Annotated in this window: 21 protein-coding genes and 1 pseudogene; 11 read left to right on the top strand and 11 right to left on the bottom strand. The window is 33.6% G+C overall.

The window, feature by feature from the left end:
• Nucleotides 1-47 precede the first annotated feature (47 nt).
• Together A6E04_RS05995 and A6E04_RS06000 are read right to left on the bottom strand one after the other, a co-directional pair.
• Nucleotides 48-2114, bottom strand: a complete 2067-nt coding sequence (locus tag A6E04_RS05995; RefSeq protein ID WP_065610466.1) for a hypothetical protein — start codon at nucleotides 2112-2114, stop codon at nucleotides 48-50.
• Nucleotides 2096-5668, bottom strand: coding sequence for a hypothetical protein (locus A6E04_RS06000; RefSeq protein WP_065610468.1), 3573 nt, complete (start codon nucleotides 5666-5668; stop codon nucleotides 2096-2098). Before A6E04_RS06000 ends, A6E04_RS05995 begins: the two co-directional genes overlap by 19 nt.
• Before the next feature lie 117 nt (nucleotides 5669-5785).
• On the opposite strand from A6E04_RS06000, the gene A6E04_RS06005 reads away from it, so the two are divergent.
• A complete protein-coding gene (locus tag A6E04_RS06005; protein WP_065610470.1) occupies nucleotides 5786-6646 on the top strand; it encodes a helix-turn-helix transcriptional regulator in 861 nt (286 codons plus the stop codon).
• A gap of 119 nt (nucleotides 6647-6765) precedes the next feature.
• Here the strand turns inward: A6E04_RS06005 and A6E04_RS06010 are convergent, their stop codons facing one another.
• The 4 genes from A6E04_RS06010 to elbB all read right to left on the bottom strand — a co-directional run bounded on the left by A6E04_RS06010 (nucleotide 6766) and on the right by elbB (nucleotide 11236).
• Nucleotides 6766-7209 carry a hypothetical protein gene (locus A6E04_RS06010; protein ID WP_065610472.1) on the bottom strand — a complete coding sequence of 148 codons (444 nt, stop codon included), beginning with the start codon at nucleotides 7207-7209 and terminating at the stop codon, nucleotides 6766-6768.
• A 97-nt stretch (nucleotides 7210-7306) separates the two neighbouring features.
• Nucleotides 7307-7852, bottom strand: a complete 546-nt coding sequence (locus A6E04_RS06015) for a hypothetical protein (protein ID WP_065610474.1) — start codon at nucleotides 7850-7852, stop codon at nucleotides 7307-7309.
• A complete protein-coding gene (locus A6E04_RS06020) occupies nucleotides 7849-10176 on the bottom strand; it encodes a LysM peptidoglycan-binding domain-containing protein (protein ID WP_065610476.1) in 2328 nt (775 codons plus the stop codon). Before A6E04_RS06020 ends, A6E04_RS06015 begins: the two co-directional genes overlap by 4 nt.
• Before the next feature lie 409 nt (nucleotides 10177-10585).
• A complete protein-coding gene (elbB, locus tag A6E04_RS06025; protein WP_023603195.1) occupies nucleotides 10586-11236 on the bottom strand; it encodes an isoprenoid biosynthesis glyoxalase ElbB in 651 nt (216 codons plus the stop codon).
• Between the two features lie 263 nt (nucleotides 11237-11499).
• On the opposite strand from elbB, the gene A6E04_RS06030 reads away from it, so the two are divergent.
• From A6E04_RS06030 to mtnK, 9 genes are all read left to right on the top strand, one after another.
• Nucleotides 11500-11904, top strand: a complete 405-nt coding sequence (locus A6E04_RS06030; protein ID WP_023603194.1) for a VOC family protein — start codon at nucleotides 11500-11502, stop codon at nucleotides 11902-11904.
• Between the two features lie 51 nt (nucleotides 11905-11955).
• Nucleotides 11956-12678 carry a MipA/OmpV family protein gene (locus tag A6E04_RS06035; RefSeq protein ID WP_065610478.1) on the top strand — a complete coding sequence of 241 codons (723 nt, stop codon included), beginning with the start codon at nucleotides 11956-11958 and terminating at the stop codon, nucleotides 12676-12678.
• A 167-nt stretch (nucleotides 12679-12845) separates the two neighbouring features.
• Nucleotides 12846-13262: a hypothetical protein gene (locus A6E04_RS06040; protein ID WP_023603192.1), complete on the top strand. Its 417-nt coding sequence runs from the start codon at nucleotides 12846-12848 to the stop codon at nucleotides 13260-13262.
• A 40-nt stretch (nucleotides 13263-13302) separates the two neighbouring features.
• Complete coding sequence (gene arsS / locus A6E04_RS06045; RefSeq protein WP_065610480.1) at nucleotides 13303-14259, top strand: arsenosugar biosynthesis radical SAM (seleno)protein ArsS; 957 nt, start codon at nucleotides 13303-13305, stop codon at nucleotides 14257-14259.
• A complete protein-coding gene (locus A6E04_RS06050; RefSeq protein WP_065610482.1) occupies nucleotides 14256-14945 on the top strand; it encodes a TIGR04283 family arsenosugar biosynthesis glycosyltransferase in 690 nt (229 codons plus the stop codon). Before arsS ends, A6E04_RS06050 begins: the two co-directional genes overlap by 4 nt.
• Complete coding sequence (locus tag A6E04_RS06055; protein WP_065610484.1) at nucleotides 14942-15556, top strand: TIGR04282 family arsenosugar biosynthesis glycosyltransferase; 615 nt, start codon at nucleotides 14942-14944, stop codon at nucleotides 15554-15556. Before A6E04_RS06050 ends, A6E04_RS06055 begins: the two co-directional genes overlap by 4 nt.
• Before the next feature lie 40 nt (nucleotides 15557-15596).
• On the top strand, nucleotides 15597-16988 hold the full coding sequence (locus tag A6E04_RS06060) for a sodium:solute symporter family transporter (protein ID WP_065610486.1): 1392 nt from the start codon (nucleotides 15597-15599) through the stop codon (nucleotides 16986-16988).
• A complete protein-coding gene (locus A6E04_RS06065; RefSeq protein ID WP_065610488.1) occupies nucleotides 16988-17938 on the top strand; it encodes a metallophosphoesterase family protein in 951 nt (316 codons plus the stop codon). The genes A6E04_RS06060 and A6E04_RS06065 overlap by 1 nt, the downstream gene beginning before the upstream one ends.
• A gap of 6 nt (nucleotides 17939-17944) precedes the next feature.
• Nucleotides 17945-19114, top strand: a complete 1170-nt coding sequence (gene mtnK / locus A6E04_RS06070; RefSeq protein WP_065610490.1) for an S-methyl-5-thioribose kinase — start codon at nucleotides 17945-17947, stop codon at nucleotides 19112-19114.
• A gap of 62 nt (nucleotides 19115-19176) precedes the next feature.
• Here mtnK and A6E04_RS06075 read toward each other — a convergent pair whose 3' ends face one another.
• From A6E04_RS06075 to A6E04_RS06095, 5 genes are all read right to left on the bottom strand, one after another.
• A complete protein-coding gene (locus A6E04_RS06075) occupies nucleotides 19177-20823 on the bottom strand; it encodes a methyl-accepting chemotaxis protein (protein WP_083198919.1) in 1647 nt (548 codons plus the stop codon).
• A gap of 168 nt (nucleotides 20824-20991) precedes the next feature.
• Nucleotides 20992-21207 (bottom strand): hypothetical protein, encoded by a 216-nt coding sequence (locus tag A6E04_RS06080; protein WP_065610492.1) that lies wholly within the window; start codon nucleotides 21205-21207, stop codon nucleotides 20992-20994.
• Between the two features lie 23 nt (nucleotides 21208-21230).
• Entirely contained in the window at nucleotides 21231-22841 is a 1611-nt protein-coding gene (locus A6E04_RS06085) for a methyl-accepting chemotaxis protein (protein ID WP_083198921.1), read from the bottom strand.
• Between the two features lie 80 nt (nucleotides 22842-22921).
• Nucleotides 22922-23815 (bottom strand): EAL domain-containing protein, encoded by an 894-nt coding sequence (locus A6E04_RS06090; protein WP_065610497.1) that lies wholly within the window; start codon nucleotides 23813-23815, stop codon nucleotides 22922-22924.
• A gap of 35 nt (nucleotides 23816-23850) precedes the next feature.
• On the bottom strand, nucleotides 23851-24630 hold the full coding sequence (locus A6E04_RS06095) for an AraC family transcriptional regulator (RefSeq protein ID WP_065610498.1): 780 nt from the start codon (nucleotides 24628-24630) through the stop codon (nucleotides 23851-23853).
• Nucleotides 24631-24918: 288 nt separating this feature from the next.
• On the opposite strand from A6E04_RS06095, the pseudogene A6E04_RS21470 reads away from it, so the two are divergent.
• Nucleotides 24919-25047, top strand: a pseudogene (locus tag A6E04_RS21470) (IS5/IS1182 family transposase); the annotation flags it as partial.

Below are 25047 nucleotides of genomic sequence, written 5' to 3' on the forward strand. Positions count from 1 at the left end.
TAAAACATTGGTTTCATTCGCTAACTGATTCATTTCCTTATCTGTTATCAAGATTTAAAACGTTGCATCTCTGCATACTCACGTAAATGCTTAAATGGATAAGGCGTTATGGTTGGTAAACGGTGCCTTAAGTGATAAACGTCAAACAAGTTTTCTACCTCTTCTGGTAGCACATCAAACGAATGTTTTATCACGTATAAGTGGCTAAAGTTTTCGATTTTGCTCTGTGGGCTGCCTTTGCCACCTGCAAAGTACATTCCCTGCTCTCGGTTATAGAAAAAACCTAATGAAGCATTAAAATATCCCTCTTTTTGCCCTCTCATTGACGTTTTTAAAAAGAACCCTTGATCACGCAGCCAATCGTAAAATTGTTTTTCATCATTACTTTTGTACGAAATCGTCGAAAAATAATCAAACGGTAAAGGGGCAGTATCGTCCCACTCCGACAGTATTGCTCTGAGTTTATTGACTACTTTACTATCTGGGTTTTCTTCAATGAACTGAGTCAATAATGCGATAGGAACATCTTGTGAACGCCCTGCTTTCAACTCTCGCAACCGCTCTGCAATAGCTTCAAACTCCGGCAGCATTTGAATATCAGTATCAATAAAAATGGCATAGTCACCAGATTCAGGCCAATAGATAACAGGGGAACGTTGATAGCCTTGAAAAACTTGCCATTTATCATCACCTAAATCAAGCTCAAGATCTTCAAGCTCCTCTTGAGTTGCTTTTGTATATTGCCATTCATCACCCACTAACTTAGATGCATAAACCGGCCAAGCTCCATCTCTGATATCTGAAGACTCATCTTGAGGTCGTTTAGGCATATAATATACGCCCCCTTCTGGCCCACTTGGATACTCAATCAAATGTTTTCTTGTATGAACTTCTAGCTTAATAAGTAATTCTTTTAACAGTACTTCCACCACATGGCGGTTTGGCTGGCCTTTACGATCCCACAATCGCTCTGGGTAACACGATTGGAAAACCGTATCTTGGTATTTTTTGCGATAAACTTGATATGGGTCTTCTTCGGCAGACTGATAGGATTCTTTATTACCAACAATTAAGATATTCAATGCACCACGAATTGGAGCTTCTGCAACTTCAGCGTTTATGCCTAGGTGATCGATACCATGAAGCAAGGTCAATGCAGCATCGGTGTCTTGGTTTTCTGTTAAGTCACAGATCACAAAACGATGTTCTTTCAACGCATCAAATAGTCCTACATAGTGATTTTTGACAACGGTATCGGAAACAAATCTGTGCTTTTCTCCGGGAATTCGCTGTAAGTTCAGAGATACTGAATCGCCATAAGCTTGCTTAAGATCTTGCATAAACTGCTCAAGAATACCGACCTTAGATAGCTGAAAACCACTATAATATTCTTTAGTAATATCAATAGCCTGAATTCGATTTTTCGCATTAGAGTAAAGAGGCTTCTTAATGTAATCGCCCTTTATGGATTTGCTAACCAACATCCCCACATCGTCAAGTTGATAACGAGTAGCAAACTTTGCCTTTTTTTGTATATCTCCGCTCTCTAACGTAAACCAAGACAAAGGAGAAAACGTTTTAGTGCTCATTGACAACATTTGTTGATAACCAAGTGCTCCACATGGCGCTAAGTCGATTTCCATGGCCGTTAATTCATAGCCAGAGTGTCCTTTCGGTAACTTTTTACTTTTAACTAGATAATACAAGCCTTCACTTTCAAAACGTTTTATATCTGGCGTAGTGCCACTCAATACTTTGGGGATCGCTTTGATCAATAAACGAGCCAGTTTCCAGATTGGTAGCTCTGCAGCGCTAACTGGTTTAATTGCCAAAGATGTGTCTTTGAGCTCTAATTTTGCTTCCTTTGGTAACAATACCCAATAACAGGCTTCTTTCTTAGTACCTTTCACTAAGCAATAAACACTTCCTGATTTATAGATTTCAGATGCCAATGTCACCAAACGCTTAGATCGTTCTGAATTGTCGTCAATACCTTTATAACTGACACAATAAATCGCGAAACTTTGATCAACCCACTCGTTATTAATTGATATTTTTTCAATTAGGGTAGATAAAGGACCAATTGACGTACTTTCTAGCTGTTGTGTAACCATTTTATCAACTCCTGTATTGATGTTAGGTTTGTTTCTGCATTACTACCGTCAATTAATGCCGGAATTTCAATGATCTTGGCTAACTGTGGCGACGTTTCGATAAAGTATGAATTCAAATACCTAATTGGTTTTGACACATCCCCTAACGCATTAACATAAATAAACTTCGACGGTCCAAACTCTTCTTCTACTAGAGCAATTTTCGAACTGTAGTCTTCAATGCTTTCACTACCTTCATGCTTCCAGTACTTGCTGTCTAGCCAGATCGGTTGTTCAATTCCAGCAAACATGACTCTATTGTCAAATCGCTCATAAATAGAATTTGGAACGTCTTCAAAAGTAAAATCGAATGCTGTTAACACGGCTTCTACCGCTTGCTCGCCCAACGCTCCCTTATAAATGTTGGTAAACATAACAGGAGTCATCACGTAATTTTCTTCCTTCCAAGAACAAGCAAAATCTCTTAACTCAAACCACGGCTTTACGTACTGGTTTTGAACTAATTTTGCCAAATTACAGGACTCCTCTGAAACCATATAGCCAGCAGGAACCCTATCAAAAAACTCGAAAGCATTCGGATCACCATCTAAATTACCTTGGTAACGGTAATACCCTTTGGTCATCGACTGTAAGTACAATCGATTGAATTTCTCTGGCTGAAAGCCCACCGTCGGATAACGAAGTAACTGAGTTCTAATGTCTTGCCACTCTTGAATATCACTGTCGGATGCGGGTTGGTTATGTAAACGGTTTACTAGTGCTTTGATTGACTGTATGCCATCTTTATTGTTTCTTTGGGCAAGGTTGAACAAACGGCGAACAGCTCGATCCTCAACGATAGCTTTGTTCGCTGATTGTGCTTTATCAACCAAAGCAACATATTCATGTGAAAACAAACTTGAGTCTCTGCTCTCTTCGGCCAGAATTTCTTTCAAACCAGAATCAGCAAACAAGAGTATTTGATTTCGTTTCAAAGACGTTCTCCCAGCTCTACCAACCGCTTGCTCAACATATTTCCTTACAGCACTTTGGTAGTCACTTGTTTGGTAATATTGCTGTAAAGAGCGCTCTCTACTCATGCCCATAAGTTGCTGGCGACACCAGCTTTCAGCGCTTTTCGGTGACAACTCTCCATTCTCTTGCAAAGATAAAATTTGGTGGAATTGACAAAGTTGGTTAGCTGTATGTGAGTAATCGTCTGACAACAATAACTGAGTTGGTTTTTCAAGATAAATACTGTCTATATCACTACGTTGCTGCTTGCCATAAGTGACATTTGCAACGGATACTAAACTTTCGCCTTCCAACGCTAAATTGACTGCATAATCAGGGTTTTTACCTGCTCCCATTGAAGCATATGTACTGAATACTACAACTTTTCCTGCAACCGTATTTAGATGATTGGAAATTTCATCATACCCAATATGTCTCATCCAATCAGCATTCACACCAAAAAATGTTTTGGTTTGGACATTAAATTCTTTTGCCCATTTATCACAGCAGAACTGGGTAAAGTCATTAATATCCTGCCGTGTTGTATCTAAAGTGCGATTTAACAACGACAACATATAACGATTATCAGGTGCTGATATAAACGCTTTAATACTGGCTAAGAGCTTAGACAACCAACTACGAACAAATGCCTGCTCTGATTCCGCAATACCAAGATAATGATTTAGAATAAAGTGACTTGAACGAGCTTCAGGTTTATATTCTTCCAATAAAGCATCAAGAAACGCATCGCGACTATTGAGATATTTAACCGTTAAAACCACGCCGTTATCTTTATAGTTGCGTCTATTATGGTAATAATCATTTACTCGCTGTTTTTGCTCTCTCGACAAAGATAAAAGCTTTTTACCCAAACGCTCATTCAAGTATTTAAAATCAAAGTTATGTATTACGGTTTCTGCTCTTGCTGTTGCACTAATACCGAGAATAACAGCACCAGCATCGACCATATCCGCTAAAACACCTGATGGTGAAATGTTTAGGAATGACGCTTTACAATTTACGGTATCGCGAGTCCCCTGGTTATGAGCGACTTCTACAAGTTTTAGTCCAGTATGATGATAGCTCTTGCTAGAGCTTAACTTGTTCGCTTTACCACCTGCAGATTTCCGTAGCCCCCTAGTATCGAATGACTCATAAACTGCAGACTCAAATTCCTGTAAATTAAAATGAGTAAGCAGGGATTGAACCGCTTCTTGAAACGTTCCCTCTAAACTTCTGTTTTCACGTGTTTCAATTTCTAAGCCTCGTACGTTCTCCCAGTACTGAAAGACAGCTTTGCGCATAGTGCCAAGGAACCACTGATATATAACATCCGCTTCATTAACAAAGCGGGTTAAAAGGCCATTTTTTTCAATAAGAGTACCTTCTACTTTCTCATCACTGAATATGAGATTTTTCTGTCTCAATAAATCTGATTTTAACGACAGCTTGTGAGTTGCACTACTTACATGCGTGAAACTTCTATCTGAAAACAACCGAACAGGTCGCTCGTTCAAGTTAGGCCCTTCCGTATTAAATGCGAACGCTAGATTCCACTTGGTACCAAATTCTTCAAGCCGCTCACGGAGTGGTTCAAACAATTCTTCAATTTTGTTGTAGCGAGGCGAGCTCTCAAGTTGATGCTCCCTAAAGTTTGCTCTCAGGGTTCTTATCGCCCAAATTAAGTCTTGCGCTTGCTGCTTACACAATTCGGAAAGAATGACTTGATTCTGTTTGTCGATTTCATCAATTATCAGCAAGGCACCACTTAAGTCACGTAAAGGGCTATAACGCGCACGAGTATTATGGAAACCTTTTAAAAATTTGCTAGTCGTTAAAAAAATAACATGAGCGCTTCCATTACGAATTTTCTCTCCGGGTAACAGTGCTTCTACAGAGGCCAGTAACGAGCCTTTCAGCAAGACTCTATCGGCCCCTTTTTGTTTCTTTTGTAGACGAGCAATTAAATTGCGATAAAAGTAACCGGCCTGCCTGTTCAAAGAAGCTTTAATTTCCGGCTTGCTCGCATGGTGCCTTAGGCCAGATATGGCACTCCACTCTGCTTTAACATCACGCTCAATGTTCAAGTTAAATCCGGTTAACACTTCATTCAATACCGCATCAGAACATTGCAATAGCTGCTCTGACTGGTTGGGTAAATGAACTATTTGTGATTTTAAATAATCTTTCTGCTCTGCGCTAAAACGTGGCTCTCCATTAATTGTTTGCTTCTCAATCAATTCCAATAAATCGGCTTTTGCATTTACTACATTTTCTACGGAATCTGTAATGTAATAGAGTAAGCGTTTGGATTTATTACTGCTTTGTGCATCCTTCAACTCATTTTGTACTTCATCTAACATCTGCTGGAGTAAAAAATTTAATGCCGTGTATGTCTTACCTATTCCTGTCTGAAATGGTAATGGGAGTAAAGCCCCCGATTTAGACCCATTGATTTCAATGTGATTTTCAAGAGATTCGGTGATCAACTGATCAAGCGGCGAAAGATCGGGAATAAGCTTAAAATTAAAACTAGCAAATGCTTTTATCGATATGTTCATACAATTCTACCCCAACAGCTATTGATGTTTAATTAACCAGATAATAATATGACGTTATCAGCGACAGGTAAATACTGACTGCATATACATGTAACATAACTAGACAGGAATCAAACTATGAGTAAATGGCCAATTCGGTGGGATCTTCTTTTTCGATACCGAATGATTGAGATTATTGCATTATGGGAAGGAAGGCTGACCACTAATCACCTAATCCAAAGCTTTGGCATTGGTCGCCAACAAGCATCAAAAGATATAAACAGTTATTTAGCAAATATCGCACCAGATAACCTAATCTACGACAAACATTTAAAAGGCTATAAGCCCAGTGAGAGCTTTACTCCTAAGCTTACAATAGGTCATGCAGACGAGTACTTACATGTTTTATCTCGCACTGAAGACATGACGGTAACTTTTGATGAGCTTGATATGGGCTTTGAAAATACAACAATGGTCCGTCCCGTAACACGCAATATCTCACCTGACATTTTACGTCCACTAGTTCAAGCTATTCGAGAGAAAAAACGTGTCGATATAAGCTACACATCTTTGAAAGATGGCGAGGAAGCTGAACGGATTATTTCTCCACATACGCTCGTTTGTACACCTTTGCGTTGGCATGTTCGTGCTTATTGTGAACATTCCAAAGGCTACAGGGATTTTGTACTTAGTCGTATTCGAGGTATTCCTGATATCAACGATAAAATAGTAATGGGAAAAGATGAAGATAAAGCTTGGAACACTCCGCTTTGTATCGAATTAATGCCAGACCCTAGATTAACTGAAGCTCAAGCAGCGATCATTGCTAATGATTATGGTATGGAAAATGGAAATCTGCACATAGCAACTAACGCAGCTTTAGTACGCTATGTTTTAGACGCATATAATATTGATATCAATGTATTGGACTCGAACCCCAAAGGACAGCAGATTATCTTAGGGAACCTTGAGGAATTGAGACCATATTTAACCTTTTAAACCGGCGATAAAGACCGAAAACACTTAATTATCAACACGATAATATTACAATCTATTAAATATAAAAAAACCGCTCAAGTGAGCGGTTTCTGATAGTTAAACTCAAACCTCACTATCGTTTAAAGTACAAATTTTTCCAGTAACTTCAAATCTGATGGTTCAATATCGTCAAAAAAAACTTTGTTATTAAAATTATTTTCTAAAACATCAAGATCTTCACTAGATAGATCCCGCGCAAGGACACCCAAAACGATAAGCTTCGAATTTATGAAAACAATTTTTTTACGATTTTCGCGATCATTGATCACTTGTAATTTGAATAATTTGTCATTCAAATTTTTAACATTTAAGTTAGCACATTCATCAAACATATATTTCGTTGATGTTTTCTCTTCTGTAACAATTTTAAGCTCGCAAACAGGCTCTCCATGATCATTGTTATTATCTAAGGAAAGTAAAACAGACGCATACTTCCCTATACTAATTTGTTGCTCTAATGGATTCGCATTAACTGAATAGTGAAAAAAGACAGCGAGCAATAATAGTATTTTTAAATATTTCATTTATTCGTTTTCATCTCCGTATTTTTAACTATTTTTGCTTAATACAGATATACTCATGAAATTGAGTAAATAGATGATTTACCCACAATACCTAACTCTAAACACTTTTATTCATAACACATTGATCTAGCATTTGACTAAACGTTTTCTCATCAATCTCTTTTTTGTCATTATGAATAAGTGAATACCCTTTATTTGACACATAATTAAAATTAAATACGTCGGACTTACTTTCTGAATACTTATAAACTAATTGAGTATTTTCTCTGCTTAACTGATTGATTCCACAAATATACCTCTTATCTGAATTAACCCTTAAGCCTGTTATTTCAAAATAAATGTGTTCATTAACCTGCGCTAAATGCTGATTATATGTATAAACCATAGATAAACTATTACGTCCATTTTGTTCCGTAACAATCAGATCTTCTATACCATCAAAATTCACATCTAATAAAGTGTATTTGTAATCAAGAAAATCAGGCTCAACCTCTGACTCTAATTGCTGAGTTTTACCATCAGAAAAAGAAAGTAAGATCATTCCTTGTTCAAACTTTACATTATCAATATTCGTCTCATAAGAAAAAGCCGAGCACGATACCAAGAGTGCTGTGAGTAAAGAACTTATGGATAATTTTTTCATATTCCTAAAACCTTTTTTGCATTCTTTAATTTATTAATTCGGTCTTGCATATGATTCGGTTCACGCTTTCTATCAGGATAAACAGGATTTGATTGTACAGCCCAACCGTTAATATACACAGAAACCCAAAATACATCATCACGATCTGCTGATTGATTTAATTTAGGTTTAATATACCCCCAGTAATACCCAGACACTAAACAAGCCAACTCTATATTCTCTGATACTTGACTAGCTAATGCCGTACTGCTTGTAATATCTAATGATTTATAGTCATCTAATTGAGTTAAATAAGACTGACATTTTGTATAATTATCTCGTCCGGTCAGTTGTAATAACCCTCTCCCCTTAAATCGTACACCATCCCCTTTTTGTATATTACCAAGATCTGCACGATTTTCATAAATTTCACCACTTCCAATCTCTTCCATATACCTCAAGCTTCCGGTTTCATGAGCAATTTGAGATAAAAAATGAACAATCCTTAAAGGTGTATTTATACTAAACATTCTTAATGTTGTATTAATAGGAGCAAGAAAAAGATTTACGCGTTCATCTTCTAATCCTCCCATTATTGACTTAAGTTGTTCGAATGTAACCAACTGTACATTATGAGAATAAACCCACAGCCCAACAACCGCTTCATCTAACGCTAGCAGGGTATTCTTTCCTACAATTCCATCAGCGCTGCCGATTTTGTAATCTGCATGAATTTTATTTGTTGATGTATAGGTACTTTGAAAGGTTTTTATCACGCTTTCGGTTCCAGATCCAAACTTACCATCTGCTCCTGCGCTTCCCAAGTCAAAGTTGAGTTTTAATAGTGCTTTTTGAATTGCTTTAACACTTTCGCTCTCTGTTTTTATTTTAACTAACTCACCCTTACCGTTGGCAAGTAACTCTAAGTCATTAGAGGCGGATAACTCGGTTGATCTTAATGTTTTCTTCCCTACATTCACAATGGGTGTATTGGCTGGAATATTTTTATCACTTAATGCTGCCACCACAAAGGCGTTTAATAGTCTTTTACTCATAGAACTAAAGCTGTTCACAAAGCTTGATACTTGTCCTATATGCGTTAACACAATGGGCGGTAAGGTTATTCTTTGCGCTTTATCTTGAGCTTGTTGAGGGGCATTTATACATAATTCATCACCCACTTTTAACGCTGATGGATTATCTTCAAACATCGAGTTTAAAGTAAGTAGCTCTTTGGGTGCCATGCAATGTTGCTTGGCTATTTCATCCCACGTTTCTCTATTACCATCTCCATTTAAGACAACGATATGCGCGGGAGTGTGGGTTGATTCATCTTTATTCGATTCAATAATAAGCGTATCGCCTATTTGTATTTGCCCTTCTTTTCCTTTGTATTGAGGGTTTAATTCAACAAGGTTTTCAAGCGTTATTCCTTGCTGATGAGCTATTTTTGATAATGAATCATTAGGTTGAATTACATAGGTTACTTCGTCGCCCTCTGTTTTTTCACGAGCTAATGCATTTTCATTTGTTGATTTAACAATGGTTTCTACATCTAATAGACAGGCGTTTTCGTCTAACCAAGTTGCGTTTAGCTCTGCAAACTCTTGTCGCGTCATTTTCTGTGGTAAATACAACAAATGCTGCCTTGTCACTGACGCGTTATTTACCTTCCAAGGAAGAAGGATGAAATTGTATTGATGATCAGATAAAAGCGATGAACTTAATTGCTCTGCACTTGATTGAGTGGCGAAAAAAGTAGATGCGTCGTTACCTACAATTTGATATTCATGTGTTAATTTATCATCAATAAAATGGTAATAAAATCCGATAGTTGGCCAACCAAGCTGTTCTCCCACTTGAACAGCGGTTTTAATAGGAACAAAAGATTCGGTATGCGTCCCCGAGCCTTTTTTAACTGGATTAACGTCTTGGAATGCAAGTGCACTACCACTTGATTGAAAAAACTCTCGATAAAGCGCTTTAGGCTCATTAACCATGACTGAAGCCGTTAATAAGGTAAATCCAGTTTGAGATGCGGATTTTTGCCACGCACTGATTACTGGTTCATCGTTCGTTTTCCCAAGAGAAAAGGCACCTATCTGATAAGTCACAATATCTTCTTGCGCACACGCTATTTCAATATTGTATTCATAGGCTGCAACGGGTGTGCTTTTTTCTGCTACAGGTTCATTATGAGGCAGCTCTTGTTGAGTCTTTTGCTCTGGCGTAAGAAAGCCATCTTCAACAGGTTTATAATAAGCTTGTACATATTTTGGTTGCGGCTTTGCTTCTAGTTTATCAAGATCTACAAAGTCTCCTGCTTTTTCATCCCACGCTTTCATCTTAATCTCATCATTTCAAAAAACTTTTAAAATAATAACGTAGAATTCAAGTGCATTTTTACTGAATGCATAGGTGAATTAACCAAAGAAAAGTTAGTATGATTTTTATCTCACAGCAGACGTCATGTTGATTTAAACTTAACAAGGAATTACAGGCACAAAAAAGCTCACACTAGGTGGGCTCTTTCGTATAATGTGGTGCCGCTACTGGACTCGATTATACAACCCATCCATTTGATTAAAAACAAATTATTTAAAGTAGACTTTAAAAGTGTTACTTCTGGTGTTACTTCTGGTGTTACTTAGATAAGATTGTAGTTAATATTAGAAACATTAGTAACATTAGTAACGCTACACTGTAACTAATTCTAAGATTATAATAGAAATTTATATCAGATCTTCATGATAATCAGCTTTCGGATATCACTTTTTCAATTAACTTTGAAATCCCTTTCTGTACTTCAAGCATATTTTTTGCTGTCATATAAGCTGGTGTTGTTCCTACTTTATTTATATCATCCCAAATAATATCTTGAGCCATACAATTTACATGTTTACCTCCTTGTGATTCTATAAAATCGGCGACTTTAGTATCATTACCAATTGTACATTTAACCCCCTTTCCATAAATTGCAGGTAGCATTACAGGAGAGATACACATGAACCCAGTTGGTTTTGTAGCCTTCTTAAATGATTTACAGGCTTTTAATACATGAGGATTAATTTCAAACATTGCTGAGTCTAAAGCAAAATTGGAAAGATTTTTGGCCGCCCCAAAACCACCAGGGACAATAAGTGCATCGAAATCATTCGCATCAAGTGTAGCAACATCTGAGATTTCTCCTCGAGATAAACGTGAAGATTCTTCCATAACATGTCGAGAGTCTATATGCTCAGTACCCGTTGAATGCTCCAATGCATGATGTTGATAAATATTCGGCGCAAAACAGACCCACTCAGCACCATTATGCTCTATGGCCAACAACGATAGTACTACCTCATGAATCTCCGACCCATCAAACACTCCACAACCAGATAAAATTACCGCAATTTTTTTCATTTCCATTTCCAATTAAGTATAAATATAACAATTATTTTAACTATACCCCTACACAATAGTGAACATTAAGTATCAAGTATTGAGTTAATTTCGTTATTTTGATACTTAATGACACAATAAAATATTAATAGTAAATCTAACTCGATCAAGCATTCATTATCAACTTGCAAACATAAACTAAACGGTTTAGTTTATGTTTAATGTAAATCCATTTTTAATAAATGAGATTATAATTTTACTCATATAAAAAATAAGGATATTTAATGAAAGGATTAACGAGTGGGATCCACCATGTTGGTTTGTCAGTATCAAAGCTAGAAGAAAGTGCACAATTTTTTACTGAACTATTAGGATGGCAAGAAGTAAAAAGAGATATGAATTACCCTGCAATATTTATCAGCGATGGTTCTATTATGCTGACACTCTGGTCAGTAAAGTCTGATAGTTCAATCAAGTTTGATAGAAAAAATAATGTTGGACTCCATCATTTAGCACTATCAGTCGAAAGTGAAGATATACTCATTACAATTTATAAACGATTATTAAATGCGGGGACATTAATTGAATTCTCACCTGAACCTCTTCAAATAGGTCCTAGTACACATATGATGTGTTATGACCCAAGTGGAATTCGAATTGAATTTATCTGGACATGTCATCAGTCATAACAACACATGTTAATCAGTTACCCATTATTTATATTGGTTTAATAAAAGAATATGAATCAAAAAATATTATTTATTTTTTCTATTATATACACATCATTCACTTCAACCCAAGCTCAAGCTCAATACAATAATTTTGGTTTTCTTGGATTTAGTAGTGTGCACGGACAATCGGTTTTTTCTGCTCCTAATGATCAAAATTTAAGCGTTGAACCAAGTCTATTTTACAATAGTAAAAACGGTTTTATTGATGGCAGCTTAGCTAATATCGCCTTACTTCCCTACCTTGGTTTAACTGGCCAATGGCGATTTTCAGAACATTCAGATGTCATGCCATTAGGTATAAATAACCGTAATGAAAATGGCGAGTTAGGGCTCTCTATTGGTACAGTTGGTGCCCGCTTAACCTATTTACATGATGTGACTAATATACATAGAGGTTACGAAATACAGCTTCATTTAGGCCGTACATTCGATATACCAATTGAAAATTTCACTTTAACACCATACTTAGAAATTGATTATCGAGATAAAAATTTATCTCGACATCTCTACTCTATAACTTACCAAGAAGCACTAAATTCAACTTTAACTGAATTTAGCGCCAACAGCACCTGGGTATATCAAACCGGTATTATTGGTATCTACTCGTTCACACCAGACTGGCTAGGCTTAACGAAATTGGAACTAGAGCACCATGATTCTGATAGCCCCTTAATTCAACGTGATTTAGGTTGGTCATTTAGCTTAGGTATTGTCTATAAATTTACTGATTAACTATCGTTAAATCATAGAACACTAAATCTATTTCTTTTAATTATATGAGTTAAGGTTAAAAACCTTGACTAAACCTAAATAAGATATAAATTAAACTAAACAGTTTAGTTTATATCTGGAATTTTAAGCAAAAAATTCTGAAAAAAACCAATAAGGACATTCAATACATGATTCATTCTGATGCTTTAAATTTAACTCGAAGATTAGCTATTAGTTTATTAACTTTGCGCATAACTATTGCCTTAGTTTTTACTGTTTGGGCCATTGATAAAGTCGTAGCTCCAGAACATGCATTGAGTGTGTTCTCAAATTTTTATGGGCTGAGCTTATCAACAGATATATCTATTTTAATGGGGATCAGTCAGCTTATATTTATTGCCATTTTTCTTTTAGGTATATGGAAAAATATCACTTATTTAATCGTACTTATCTTCCATATGGGCTCCACATTTTCATCGTATTTGAAATATTTTGACCCTCTTAATAATTTATTGTTTTTTACCGCATGGCCAATGCTTGCAGCTTGTTTGACACTATATATATTAAGAGAATATGACATATGGACCTTTAAGATAAAAAAATAACATCACCCTATTATTTAAATATATATTACATAAGGTTTTTATGAATTTTATCTTACCAAATGATTTACAAAAATTTAATTTTCCACAAATAGAAAGAAAAGGACTAGATACTTTACAAGTAAATTTAGGTTATAAATGCAATATGACTTGTCGTCATTGTCATGTAGATGCAGGTCCAAATAGGAAAGAAATGATGTCTCGTAAGAACATCGATCTTATATTACCTGTAATTAAGTATCATAATATTAAGACGCTTGATTTAACCGGTGGTGCTCCAGAATTACATGAAGATTTTCGGTATCTAGTTAAAGAAGCATTTAAAGCCGATATTCATGTCATTGATCGATGTAACCTCACTATCTTATATGAAGAAAATCAAGAAGATCTTGCAGAGTTTCTGGCTCAACATAATGTGGAAATAATTGCATCTTTGCCATGTTATTCAATAAATAATGTCGATAAGCAAAGAGGAAAAGGCACATTTGATAAGAGTATCGAAGCATTAAAAAAACTTAATTCTCTAGGTTATGGACATCACAACTCTCCGCTTAAGCTTAATCTTGTTTTTAATCCTCAAGGAACTAATTTACCTCCTTCACAATTACAACTAGAACAAGATTATAAAAAAGAACTTTTTGAATTATTCTCTATTTCTTTTAATGAGTTATACACAATAACAAATGTACCAATAAAAAGGTTTGGTTATCAATTAAAGTCAAAAGGTCAATTTACCTCTTACTTGAATTTACTTATAAACAACTTTAATAAAGCAAACTTAGAAAATCTAATGTGTCGAACAACCGTTAGTGTAGATTGGCAAGGTTATTTATATGATTGTGATTTTAATCAACAACTTAATATGAACTTAGGTAAAAATACTCAAGCGCATTTAACATCATTAATAAATTCCCCAATGGAAAACTCCCCTATTTGTGTAGCAGATCATTGCTTTGCTTGCACTGCAGGACAAGGAAGCAGTTGTGGCGGAGCATTATGAGTAAAATTATAAAAGAATTATCTATTATAGTCCCAATACTAAATGAAAAGAGAAATTTAAATACTTTAATTGAACACCTCAATTATTGGCAAGATCGAGGCTGTGAAATAATTATTGTTGATGGTGGTAGTCAAGATGGTTCAGTTTCATATTTAAATTCAAAAGGGCTAACCGTAATTTCATCACCAAAAAACAGATCTACCCAAATGAATATAGGAGCATTATACAGCTCTCGTTCTATCTTATTATTTCTTCATGCCGATACCCAACTGCCTAAAGATGCTGATGATGTAATAATCGCGGCATTAAAAAAAAGAAAAAAAATATGGGGTCGATTTAATATAAAAATTAATAGTAACCTTAAAATACTCCGTCTTGTTTCAGTAATGATCAATTTTCGTTCTGCTTTAACTGGGATTGCAACAGGGGATCAAGCTATCTTTGTTCGAAGAAGTAGTTTTAATGAAATTGGCCATTTTGTCGAACAACCTTTAATGGAGGATATCGAATTATCTAAAAAACTTTGCCGGATATCTACTCCTATTTGCCTAAAAAAGCACGTAACAACATCAGGCCGAAGGTGGGAAAATAATGGAGTTTGGAACACGATATTTCTGATGTGGAAGCTCCGTCTACTCTATTGGCTAGGCTCATCAGCAAAATCTCTCGCAAAGGAATATAGATGAACGAAACTAAAATTATAATTATGGCTAAAACCCCGGTTGCTGGTATGGCAAAAACACGTTTAATTCCTTCAATAGGAATGGAAAACTCAGGGCGTTTAGCCAAAATGTTATTTCGACATACTATAAATGAAGCGATTTCATCAGATATAGGTCCAATAGAATTATGCGTAACACCTAGTTTAAATTCATCTTGTTGGAAACTATTTTCAATTCCACCAACAGTAAAATGGAGCCTTCAAAGAGAAGGAAATCTAGGAGAACGCCTAACCTCTGTTTCAAGAAAGGCAACTCATGATTATTCAACATACATAATAATTGGGACAGATTGCCCTGCTCTAACACGTGATATTTTACAATCTGCAGCTCATTCATTACACAATTCAGATTCATGTCTAGTTCCAGTCAGTGATGGTGGTTACTCTTTACTTGGATTAACTAAGCATCATGATTCACTTTTTAATCATATCCCCTGGAGTACTAATCAAGTTTACGCACTAACTGAGCAACGAATAAAGTCCCTCAACTGGTCAGTAACTAAACTTAAAGAATTACATGATATTGACATTATTGATGATCTAAAGTGGCTACCAAAGAGCTGGGGTTTTAACTAATTCTATCAAATAACCATTGCTAAAATACAAAGGGAATTTTATGTTTAATATCCATATCGGTTATTTAACCATTATCTTATCAATTATTGCACTCATTAGTTTATATATCTCATCAAGAGCTAAAACAGTAGAAGGATTTTTTTCAGGCATTAGTTCAAAAGGAAAAGAGCCTAATCTATTAACACTTACATTTTCACAAGTAACCACTTGGATATTTGCTCGTTCATTACTTAATGCAATTAGCTTGGGGTATTTATTTGGAATATCAGGAGTTATTGCATATAGTACTTATTACGGTTCATTCATTACCGGATGGCTGATCATTAATAGCCTTAGACAACATCATCATGTATCTAGTATTCAAAGCTTCTTACATCAGCAATTTGGCCGATGGGGTGAACATTGTTATAACGCATTAATATCAATGCGTCTACTGACAGAAGTTTTTGCTAATTTACTTGTTATCGGTATTGTTTTTGGCAGTATTGGATCTTCATCTTATACTTGGTCAATTATAATAGTATCAGCAATAACACTATTTTACTCTATGAATGGTGGTCTAAGAGCCTCCTTAAAAACTGATGTGTTTCAAACGGCTATATTAATAATTTCAATTATCACATTAACGGTAGCCCTTGCTTTCCATCCATTATTTGATGTTCATGCTATTTTAACTAGTAGTCCTAAAATTGATAATCCTGGGTGGATTTTATTTGTTATTGCTCTATTACAAGTACTTAGTTATCCGATGCATGATCCTGTAATGATGGACCGTGGGTTCATCGCTAATATAAAAACAACGAAAAAAAGTTTTATATATGCTTTTATTCTATCTACTATATTAATTTTCGCCTTTGGTTTACTTGGTGTATTTGCTAAAACAACATCAGGAATCACCTCCGGAGTATTACCTGCACTACAAGATTTATTTGGTACACCAATGATGTTTATCATTGCCATCGCACTTACCATTTCAGCCGCTTCAACTATGGATTCAACATTCTCTAGCGCAGCAAAACTTATTGTCGTCGATATAGGAAAAAATAATATTTCCATACTAAAAGGTCGATTAACCATGATGCTTTTTGCTATAGGCGGATTAATATTAGTTTTTTTTGGTAATAATGATCTTTACGATGCTGTTGCTATTAGCGGAACAATTTCACTCACCTTAACTCCTGTTATTATTTTTAATCTTTTTGGTAAAATACGTGTTGCAACTTGGTGTTTTATCACTAATTTTATAGTATCTATAATAGGTGCAGCGCTATATTACTTTGAGAAAAATGGATATATAAATTTAATTGAATCAATCTTTGGTGTTACACATAGTTATAGCAAATTACTAATTATAACTGCATTTATTATATTATTTGGACTTATTATTTTTTCTCTAGGCATTAAAAATGAAAGATTAACGAGGGTCAATTGATGACAGCAGGTAGAATATGTCCTTTAAATTATCGAATTAATTTAAAGGACATAAAAGAATCAACATCAACTTCTTGTGAAACTATCTATATTATTGGGGGTTTATACGGAAACTGGGCAGCTCTCAATACGATTTTGCAACGAAAGAGGCAAGAAGAAGCAGAAAATAACTCGACGATCACTTTACTATTTAATGGGGATTTCAATTGGCTAAACTCTACGAGAGAAACATTTAAATCGATTAACCAAGAAGTGTTTAAGCACTTAGCATTAAAAGGAAATGTTGAATGTGAGATAGCGACACCAACACAAGGGGCTGGTTGTGGTTGCGCCTACCCAGACTCTATTTTAGATCAAACGGTAACCCATTCGAATAATATAATAAAAAAATTACAAAAAATCGCAGCTTATAATCAAGAAATAATTGCAAAATTAGCTGAGTTACCAAGCTTTCTCAATGTATCTGTTGGTGAGTTAAAAATCACTGCATTACATGGTGATCCAGATTCTATTGCTGGTTGGGGCTTAGGAATAGATGCAATGCCACCTATCGGACAAAATAATAAATGTATATCATCATGGTTCACTCAAACTGAGGCAGATGTTTTTGCTTGTAGTCATACTTGCCTACCATTTATACAAGATTTTGACGATCGTCTAGTCGTTAATAATGGTTCAGCAGGAATGCCAAATTTTAAAAAAAATCTATCCGGTATCATTACTCGAATTAGTACCTATAAAACTAACCTCCCTACCCTCTATGGAACTAAATTGAAAGATTGTTATATAGACGCAATAGCAATTGATTGGAACTCAGAATGGGATGATTGGTTTATTCACCATTGGCCCTCAGGCTCTCCGGCATCGTCATCTTATTATTCTCGCTTTATTGATGGCCCTGACTTTACAATTGCTCAAGCGATCCGATTAAACACAACGAAGAAGATTTAATAATTAATGAATAAATTCATCCCATTAAGTAAGAAACACGCTATATTATTTGTTACTAATAATATACCCAATGTATCACTACCATCATTAATGAACGTTGAAGAAATCAGTGACGGAAATCTAAATATAGTTTATCGTATTTCGGATCCTACAAATAAAAAAAGCTATATAGTCAAACAAGCGCCGCCTTATATTAGAATTATGGGCGAAGGCTGGCCTCTTACCCAAGATAGAATAAAAATTGAGTTCAATGCTCTCTGCTATTTTAAAAAATACAGTGAAAAAAATATCGTGTCAGTATTACACTTTGATGAAAAATTATCAGCTATCATAATGGAGGACTTATCTAACTTTAAGATTTGGCGACAAGTTTTGATTGATAATAAATCATTCACATCTAGGGCTCACCATATAGGCTCCTGTATAGCTGATATTTATTACCATAGCTCAGATTTTTATTTATCAACTAAAGATAAAGAGCAACTAAAAAAAACATTTAACTCCCCAGCGATGTGTGCAACTACAGCAGAAGTTTTCTTTTCTGACCCATACTATGATTGTGATCGAAATAATATAAACCCAAAAATAATGGATTTAGTAATAACGCTTTGGAATCATGATGAGTTAAGAAAAGAAATTACTTCATTAGAGCATAAATTTAATTACAATACAGAGGTATTATTACATGGAGATTTTCATACTGGTTCTATTATGGTGTCAGAAAAAGAATGTAAATTAATAGATGCAGAGTTTGCTTTTTTTGGTCCTATTGGTTTTGATATTGGTTCATTGATTGGGAATTTATTTTTAAGTTATTGCACTAAAATTAACAATCAAGATAATTCCCATATTCACTCTCTTACTGAAATAGTTATACTATGGCAAACTTTTAGCCATAAATTTAAGAACAAAGCAACGACCCAATCAAACGAAGCAGTCATAGATTCATTCTTAAATAATGTTTGGAAAGATACTTTAGGATATGCGGGTACAGAAATGGTCCGAAGGACTATCGGCGTAGCTAAAGTTAGTGATTTTGATATAATTAAATCTCCTATCGATTTGGAGTACTCACAACGATTATCTCTTATTATAGGTCAATTTTTAATATTGAATCTTCATAAGATTAGGAATCCTAATGAACTTTTAAATAGCATTAAATCATTAAAAATTTAATGCTATTTAGGATAAAAGCTCTTGTAACTAAAGTTATAAGAGCTTTTTTATAATACGGCTAATTACACTTTGAAAAATTCTAATTCTTTCTTTTGTGATACAGCTAATTGTGACAATTCTTTAGCTGATTGTTGCGTTTGATTAATAGCCGCCACATTCTGATTCACTAAATCAAATGTATTACTAACATTAAGTCCAATTCTTTCTGTAAGAGTGAATTGTTCTTGAGACGTACTTGCTACCAAAGCATTCATTTTGGAAATTGATTGAACTGAATTCTCAATATAACCAAAAGATGATTTAACGTTTTCAGATAGAGCAACTAACTCTTGGATAAGCTCTACATTACTTATCATATTATCGTTTGCTCTTTCAGATTGAGCTTGCAATTGAGCAATAATTTCTTGAATACTTTGTGTTGATTCTTGAGTTTTAGAAGCAAGGTTACGAACTTCATCTGCTACAACAGCAAAACCACGGCCATATTCACCAGCACGAGCAGCTTCAATCGCGGCATTTAACGCTAATAAATTAGTTTGATCAGAAATAGAACTAATAACAGCTGTCACTTCACCAATATCCATTGCATTAGTTTTTAACTCCGCAATCATACTGGCTGTTTGTTGTACTGATTCATTAATTTTTTGTGTTAATAAAATCGATTCATCTAATGTTTTATTTCCTTGGGATACACTATCAATTGCTTTACTGACTTCTTCTTCAGCGTGAACAGCATTAGAAGTCACCTCTCTTGAAGTTGTCGACAACTCACTGATTGCATGTGAAATTTCTTCGACTTGTGCTAATTCATATTGAGCATTACTTGCCGTATTTTGCATAACAATAGTTAATTGCTCAGATGAAGTAGCTACATGAGTTGATATGTCACTACTATTTCTAATTGCAGCTCCAACTTTTTTGTTCAAAATAATTAAAGAATGATATATGCCTACAGCGTTCGACGAATGATTAAAATCTTGAGATAAATTGCCCTCTGATATTTTTTTAATCATCTCAGACAATTCCCATGGTTCACCACCTAAAGATATTCTAAAACTGCGCTCAATAATAAAACCAATAAGTAAAGACATAGTTAAAGCAAAAGCACTAAGTAATAACATTAGCTGTTGAAAACCCCCGGCGACATTTCTGGCTTCAAAAGTTAAAACCTGATTATGCTCTTCCTGATAGTCAATAAACTCATTAATTACTTTCAACCATTGAATAAAGGCAGGGCGTGCAGAGTCAAGGATGGTATCTGTCATTACAGAGTCTGATTTTTTATCGTTAATAATACGATCAACAAGAGGGAGTGTTTGCTTTTGAATTTTATTAATCTCAGCTAAAATACTTTGTTCTTTTGCTGTAAATACTACACCTTGTGAGTGTATTTCATTCATCTTAGTTTCAGATTGAAGGTAGAATTCTTTTAATTTATTAATTTCTTGTTCTAGTTTGTATATCTCTTGTGGCGTTCGTGCTATGGCAATATCTCTAATCGCTATAGCACGGTCATGAACACTACCACGGTAATTGATGGCATAACGCTGTTTAACTGAGTTTACATCCGTCATTTCAGTTAATGTATGATCGATAGTATTAACTTTTTGTATTCCTAAAACAGTTAATAACAACATTAAAAATAAAGTTATGCCAAAGCCAATAATAAGCCTGGTTCTAATTGTTAATTTTGAAAGACTATCCATAATTTGTTTTCCGTTTAATCATCTATGTTATATAGAAAGATGATTATTTTACTCTATAACTAACAAATTTAATATACAATCTCACTAAAAACAAAGGTGTCACGGTTAAAATACAATTAAGACTATATTAGATATTTGTTTACTTGAGGGTAATAGTTACCCTCAAAATATTTATTTATACCTCATATTTATATGATATTTTTCATTTATACAAAATACACTTCCATTATTTACAAGATTAAACATACAAATGTTTATCTCATCATACTCTTTGTTATGAATACATATTAAATCTAATTTAGATAAAGGAAGTAAAACTTCTGTTTTAACGCCATTCCATATCAGCTCCACTTTAAGAGAGGAAAGTATTTCTTTTTCTAGATTCATCTTATGAACTTTCCTAAATAAATTTAAGTATATGTTGTTCTATCTATTTTAAAATTAACAATCATATCTTTTGTACTTAAGATATCCTTATTTATACTAATAATCTCAGTAATAACACTTTCTGATAAATTTACGCTTTCAGTAGTAATATCGTTAACAGCAACTGCATTTACGTTGATTTCATTGATAACTGAAGTTTGCTCTTCTGAGGCAGTTGCAATTTGGTGTCCCATTTCAGATAAAGCAACAAGGTTATTTGATACATTTTCAATATAACTTTCAGCATCATTAATTTGTTCAACACAGCTATTCATCAATAAGTTACTATCGTTAATTTTTTCTTGTACACCTGTCGTTCTTTCTTGTAGTACAGAAATAATGCTTTCAATTTTAATTGTGGATTCTTGAGTCTTCTGCGCTAGCATGCGAACTTCATCAGCTACAACTGCAAAACCACGACCTGATTCACCAGCTCGTGCTGCTTCAATTGCTGCATTCAAAGCGAGTAAATTAGTTTGATCTGCAATATTTCTTATCAAGACCAAAACAGAGGCAATTTGTTCACTATCTTTTTGAAGAAGTTCAGCAATAGTATTGCACTCATCAAGACTTTCGCTTGTATTATTAATTGCTGTTTTTGTTCCTTGAATTACATCTTTTGTTTCAATACATTGCTGTGATGATTCTTGTGTTAACCCTGCGGACTGGTTAATATTACTAGCAACTTCCATTGCTGCACATTGAAGTTCGTTAATTGCAGTTACTAACTGACTCATATTGTCAAATTGCACAACCATGAAATTTTTATTATCAGCTAAAGAACCTCCAATTTTATCAACACCAATCTTATTGTTATCTACAGAACTGCTAATTAAAGTTAATACTTCTGTTATTTTTATTCTAAATGCTTTTAGATTAAGCATAATAGAACCTATTTCATCATTTTTAAATTTCGGTGTATCAATGAAATGACATAGTTCGCCAGTTCTAATATCTAGGCTCACAAATCTCTTTATTGCATCATTGATAAGTTTTATTCTTATATTAATGTCTCGCATCATTCTTATCGTAAAAATGATACTAGCAATTAATGTTACCAAGAAAAAAATTGATATATACTTTATATTATCATTAAGGTTCTTTTCCATCCCCATCATGTAATCAGAAACATACCCATTATTTATAGCTGTCAATTCATCCGTTAAACTAAGAACATTAAGAATAAGCAATGTACTATCTTCATAATCAACCATATCAAATGTTAATGTATCATTGTATTTTTTGATTGTTATTTTCAATTGACCGAACGCTTTAATATCGGCTTCATTAGCATCAAGTCCACCATATATATTAAGTTCTTTTTCTAGCTGTTCATTAATACCTCCCCGTCTTTTTTCTGCAACTTCCAAATTTATTTTACTAAAAATAAGAAGATCATTCTTTCTCATTTCATTAATCAATCCATTTATTCTATTAATACTGTTAAGTGAACCAATTATTTGTTCTTGTAAATATTTTTCTTTCTCTTTTACTTCAATAGAGGTTATATTAAAAATCAAAACCGATGAAGTAGATATTAATATTATTATACCTATCATTAAGTTGAAAAATATCTTCAATGTTATTTTGTTCATTTATATCTTTATCCTAATTAGATTACATTACTTTTACATCAATTGCGTTTATATTAAAAAATACCTATATTTAATAGAGATTACTTTATTTTATCTTTATAATAAATAGATTTAAAATTAGAAATTGTTTTATTATAGTCCTCGTTATAAATATTCCCTATAACGTCCATTTTTTTTATTTTATTGTTAATTATTTCAGATTCACTACCCCCATTAGAAAGAATAATTTTATAAATCTCAATTTCAATTTCATCAAATAAATTTGATTTAATCGAAATCAACTCATCATGATCAATCTCATAATTATTATCAATTATTTCTTTCAGACTAATAGGCTTTGAATAATAATAACCTTGAAGTATTGCATTATTATCAAATAAATTAATTAATTGAAACTGTGATAATCTTTCTATTCCTTCATAAACAATATTATTAGTCCCAAATGTCTTTATTTTTTCAGACAAAAAAACAAGATGTTTATATGAATGATAGTCTTTATCTATATAATCTATAATCGATTTATCTATCTTAACTTCATTAAACTTAATTTCACTTAATAATTTCGCTCTAGAGAACTCTTTTCCAAAATCATCTAACGAAACGTTAATTTTATTACATCTTAATATCTCAATATTCATTTTAAGCTTTTCAATATTTTTAATATCAAAATGCTCGGTTAACTCTATCGTAATATTAAATCCCTTAAACAAAGCAATAACTTTATTAATAAACTCATTGCTTATTAAACTAAAGTAAGATGCATTTATAGAAACAGGATAATTTATATTAGTATCAATAACATCAGAATAAACTAACTCTAATACTTTAGAATCCAAATGAACTGGTGACTTATAATTTTTAACGAAATTCTCTACATCTAAACAATTTTTAGGTCTTAATAATGCTTCTATTGATACTAATTTATTTCTTCTTATTTTAGGTTGATATACCATTTCTGCTTCATTTAAATTCATTTAAATTCATTTATCTAATTAAAAATTAACGTTAATTACATTTGAACATCTTTGAAAGAAATGGAATATTCTTTTGGTGTGATGCCAAACTCCTCTTTAAAATACACGACTAAAAGTTCTACTGATTGATAACCACAAGAAAAAGATATATCTTCTAAAAGAAGCTCTCTTTTTTGCATAAGAAATAAGGCTTTATTCATTCTAACTTGTCTTACTATTTTCTTAAATTGAGTTCCAGCTTTCTTCAATCGTCTAATAAGTGTTGCTTTACTTACACCTAAAATTGAACATACATTTTCTATTTTATGATCACTAGGTTGCATCTTTTCTAAAACTTCATACACTTTTTCATTAAAACTGCCTTCAGAAGATAAAAATAGTACTTGAAGATAATATTCCTCTGCTAATAATAGATATAATCCATCTAACCACATATGTCTTGTATTTATATTCTTTAAAATAACATCAGATTGATGAAGTAAGTCTAAAGTCATTTTTAGTTGATAATCTAGTTTAATATTTCTATATTTAGAAACTTCAAAATTTTTTACTGTTTGTTTAAATAACTCAACTTTTGGTGGTTTAAAAAATATTATTTGCTTAGAAAAAAACAAACCGTTTATAGGGATATTTTCAAAATTCAGTTTACTATTAGCCCCAAGAAGTATTGCATCCCCATTTTTCAGGTTATATTTATACCGACCAAGAGATATATTTTTCATACCACTAAGGACCCAAATAATACATGGATTAATTATTACAACGTCTTTTAACTTTTGAACTTCTTTTGCTTTATAGCTAAAAGCTTTAAACAATTTACAATCCTAAATTTGTTTTCTTTTTTTAACATGTAGCACATTTTAATACATTATAAACAATAGTCTATACGTAAAAGTGTCAATATAGTAATAATAATTAATAAAAAGTGACACTTTCATGGAAACATGCCAAATTTAAAAGAAATGGTTAGATATTGGTTAGAGTATTGTTACTTGGGTTAATTAAACCTTTTCCTAAAACTACAATCTGATCTCGATGAATAATTAAACGAGTTTATAGATGGGAAAATAAAAAGATAAAATCACTAATTGAACGGAGTATAACAAAGCTCTACTACATTCTTGATTGACGATTCAGCCGCTGAAACATGGAAATGTACGACATATCATGGCAAGTACGGCAGAGGCTTTCAGTATTCAAATACTGCTATAGAAACGCATGATGATAAAGGG

The sequence above is a fragment of the Aliivibrio logei genome (assembly GCF_001691055.1).
GTDB classification, from domain to species: Bacteria; Pseudomonadota; Gammaproteobacteria; order Enterobacterales; family Vibrionaceae; genus Aliivibrio; species Aliivibrio salmonicida.

Bases quoted from the DNA above. Each gene is read 5' to 3' on its own strand.
- arsS (WP_065610480.1), top strand. From the start codon at position 13,303: ATGAATTTTATCTTACCAAATGATTTACAAAAATTTAATTTTCCACAA.
- A6E04_RS06055 (WP_065610484.1), top strand. From the start codon at position 14,942: ATGAACGAAACTAAAATTATAATTATGGCTAAAACCCCGGTTGCTGGT.
- A6E04_RS05995 (WP_065610466.1), bottom strand. From the start codon at position 2,114: ATGGTTACACAACAGCTAGAAAGTACGTCAATTGGTCCTTTATCTACC.
- A6E04_RS06005 (WP_065610470.1), top strand. From the start codon at position 5,786: ATGAGTAAATGGCCAATTCGGTGGGATCTTCTTTTTCGATACCGAATG.
- A6E04_RS06035 (WP_065610478.1), top strand. From the start codon at position 11,956: ATGAATCAAAAAATATTATTTATTTTTTCTATTATATACACATCATTC.
- A6E04_RS06085 (WP_083198921.1), bottom strand. From the start codon at position 22,841: ATGAACAAAATAACATTGAAGATATTTTTCAACTTAATGATAGGTATA.
- A6E04_RS06065 (WP_065610488.1), top strand. From the start codon at position 16,988: ATGACAGCAGGTAGAATATGTCCTTTAAATTATCGAATTAATTTAAAG.
- A6E04_RS06090 (WP_065610497.1), bottom strand. From the start codon at position 23,815: ATGAATTTAAATGAAGCAGAAATGGTATATCAACCTAAAATAAGAAGA.
- A6E04_RS06080 (WP_065610492.1), bottom strand. From the start codon at position 21,207: ATGAATCTAGAAAAAGAAATACTTTCCTCTCTTAAAGTGGAGCTGATA.
- A6E04_RS06050 (WP_065610482.1), top strand. From the start codon at position 14,256: ATGAGTAAAATTATAAAAGAATTATCTATTATAGTCCCAATACTAAAT.
- A6E04_RS06010 (WP_065610472.1), bottom strand. From the start codon at position 7,209: ATGAAATATTTAAAAATACTATTATTGCTCGCTGTCTTTTTTCACTAT.
- A6E04_RS06030 (WP_023603194.1), top strand. From the start codon at position 11,500: ATGAAAGGATTAACGAGTGGGATCCACCATGTTGGTTTGTCAGTATCA.
- A6E04_RS06015 (WP_065610474.1), bottom strand. From the start codon at position 7,852: ATGAAAAAATTATCCATAAGTTCTTTACTCACAGCACTCTTGGTATCG.
- A6E04_RS06000 (WP_065610468.1), bottom strand. From the start codon at position 5,668: ATGAACATATCGATAAAAGCATTTGCTAGTTTTAATTTTAAGCTTATT.
- A6E04_RS06060 (WP_065610486.1), top strand. From the start codon at position 15,597: ATGTTTAATATCCATATCGGTTATTTAACCATTATCTTATCAATTATT.
- A6E04_RS06020 (WP_065610476.1), bottom strand. From the start codon at position 10,176: ATGAAAGCGTGGGATGAAAAAGCAGGAGACTTTGTAGATCTTGATAAA.
- elbB (WP_023603195.1), bottom strand. From the start codon at position 11,236: ATGAAAAAAATTGCGGTAATTTTATCTGGTTGTGGAGTGTTTGATGGG.
- A6E04_RS06040 (WP_023603192.1), top strand. From the start codon at position 12,846: ATGATTCATTCTGATGCTTTAAATTTAACTCGAAGATTAGCTATTAGT.
- mtnK (WP_065610490.1), top strand. From the start codon at position 17,945: ATGAATAAATTCATCCCATTAAGTAAGAAACACGCTATATTATTTGTT.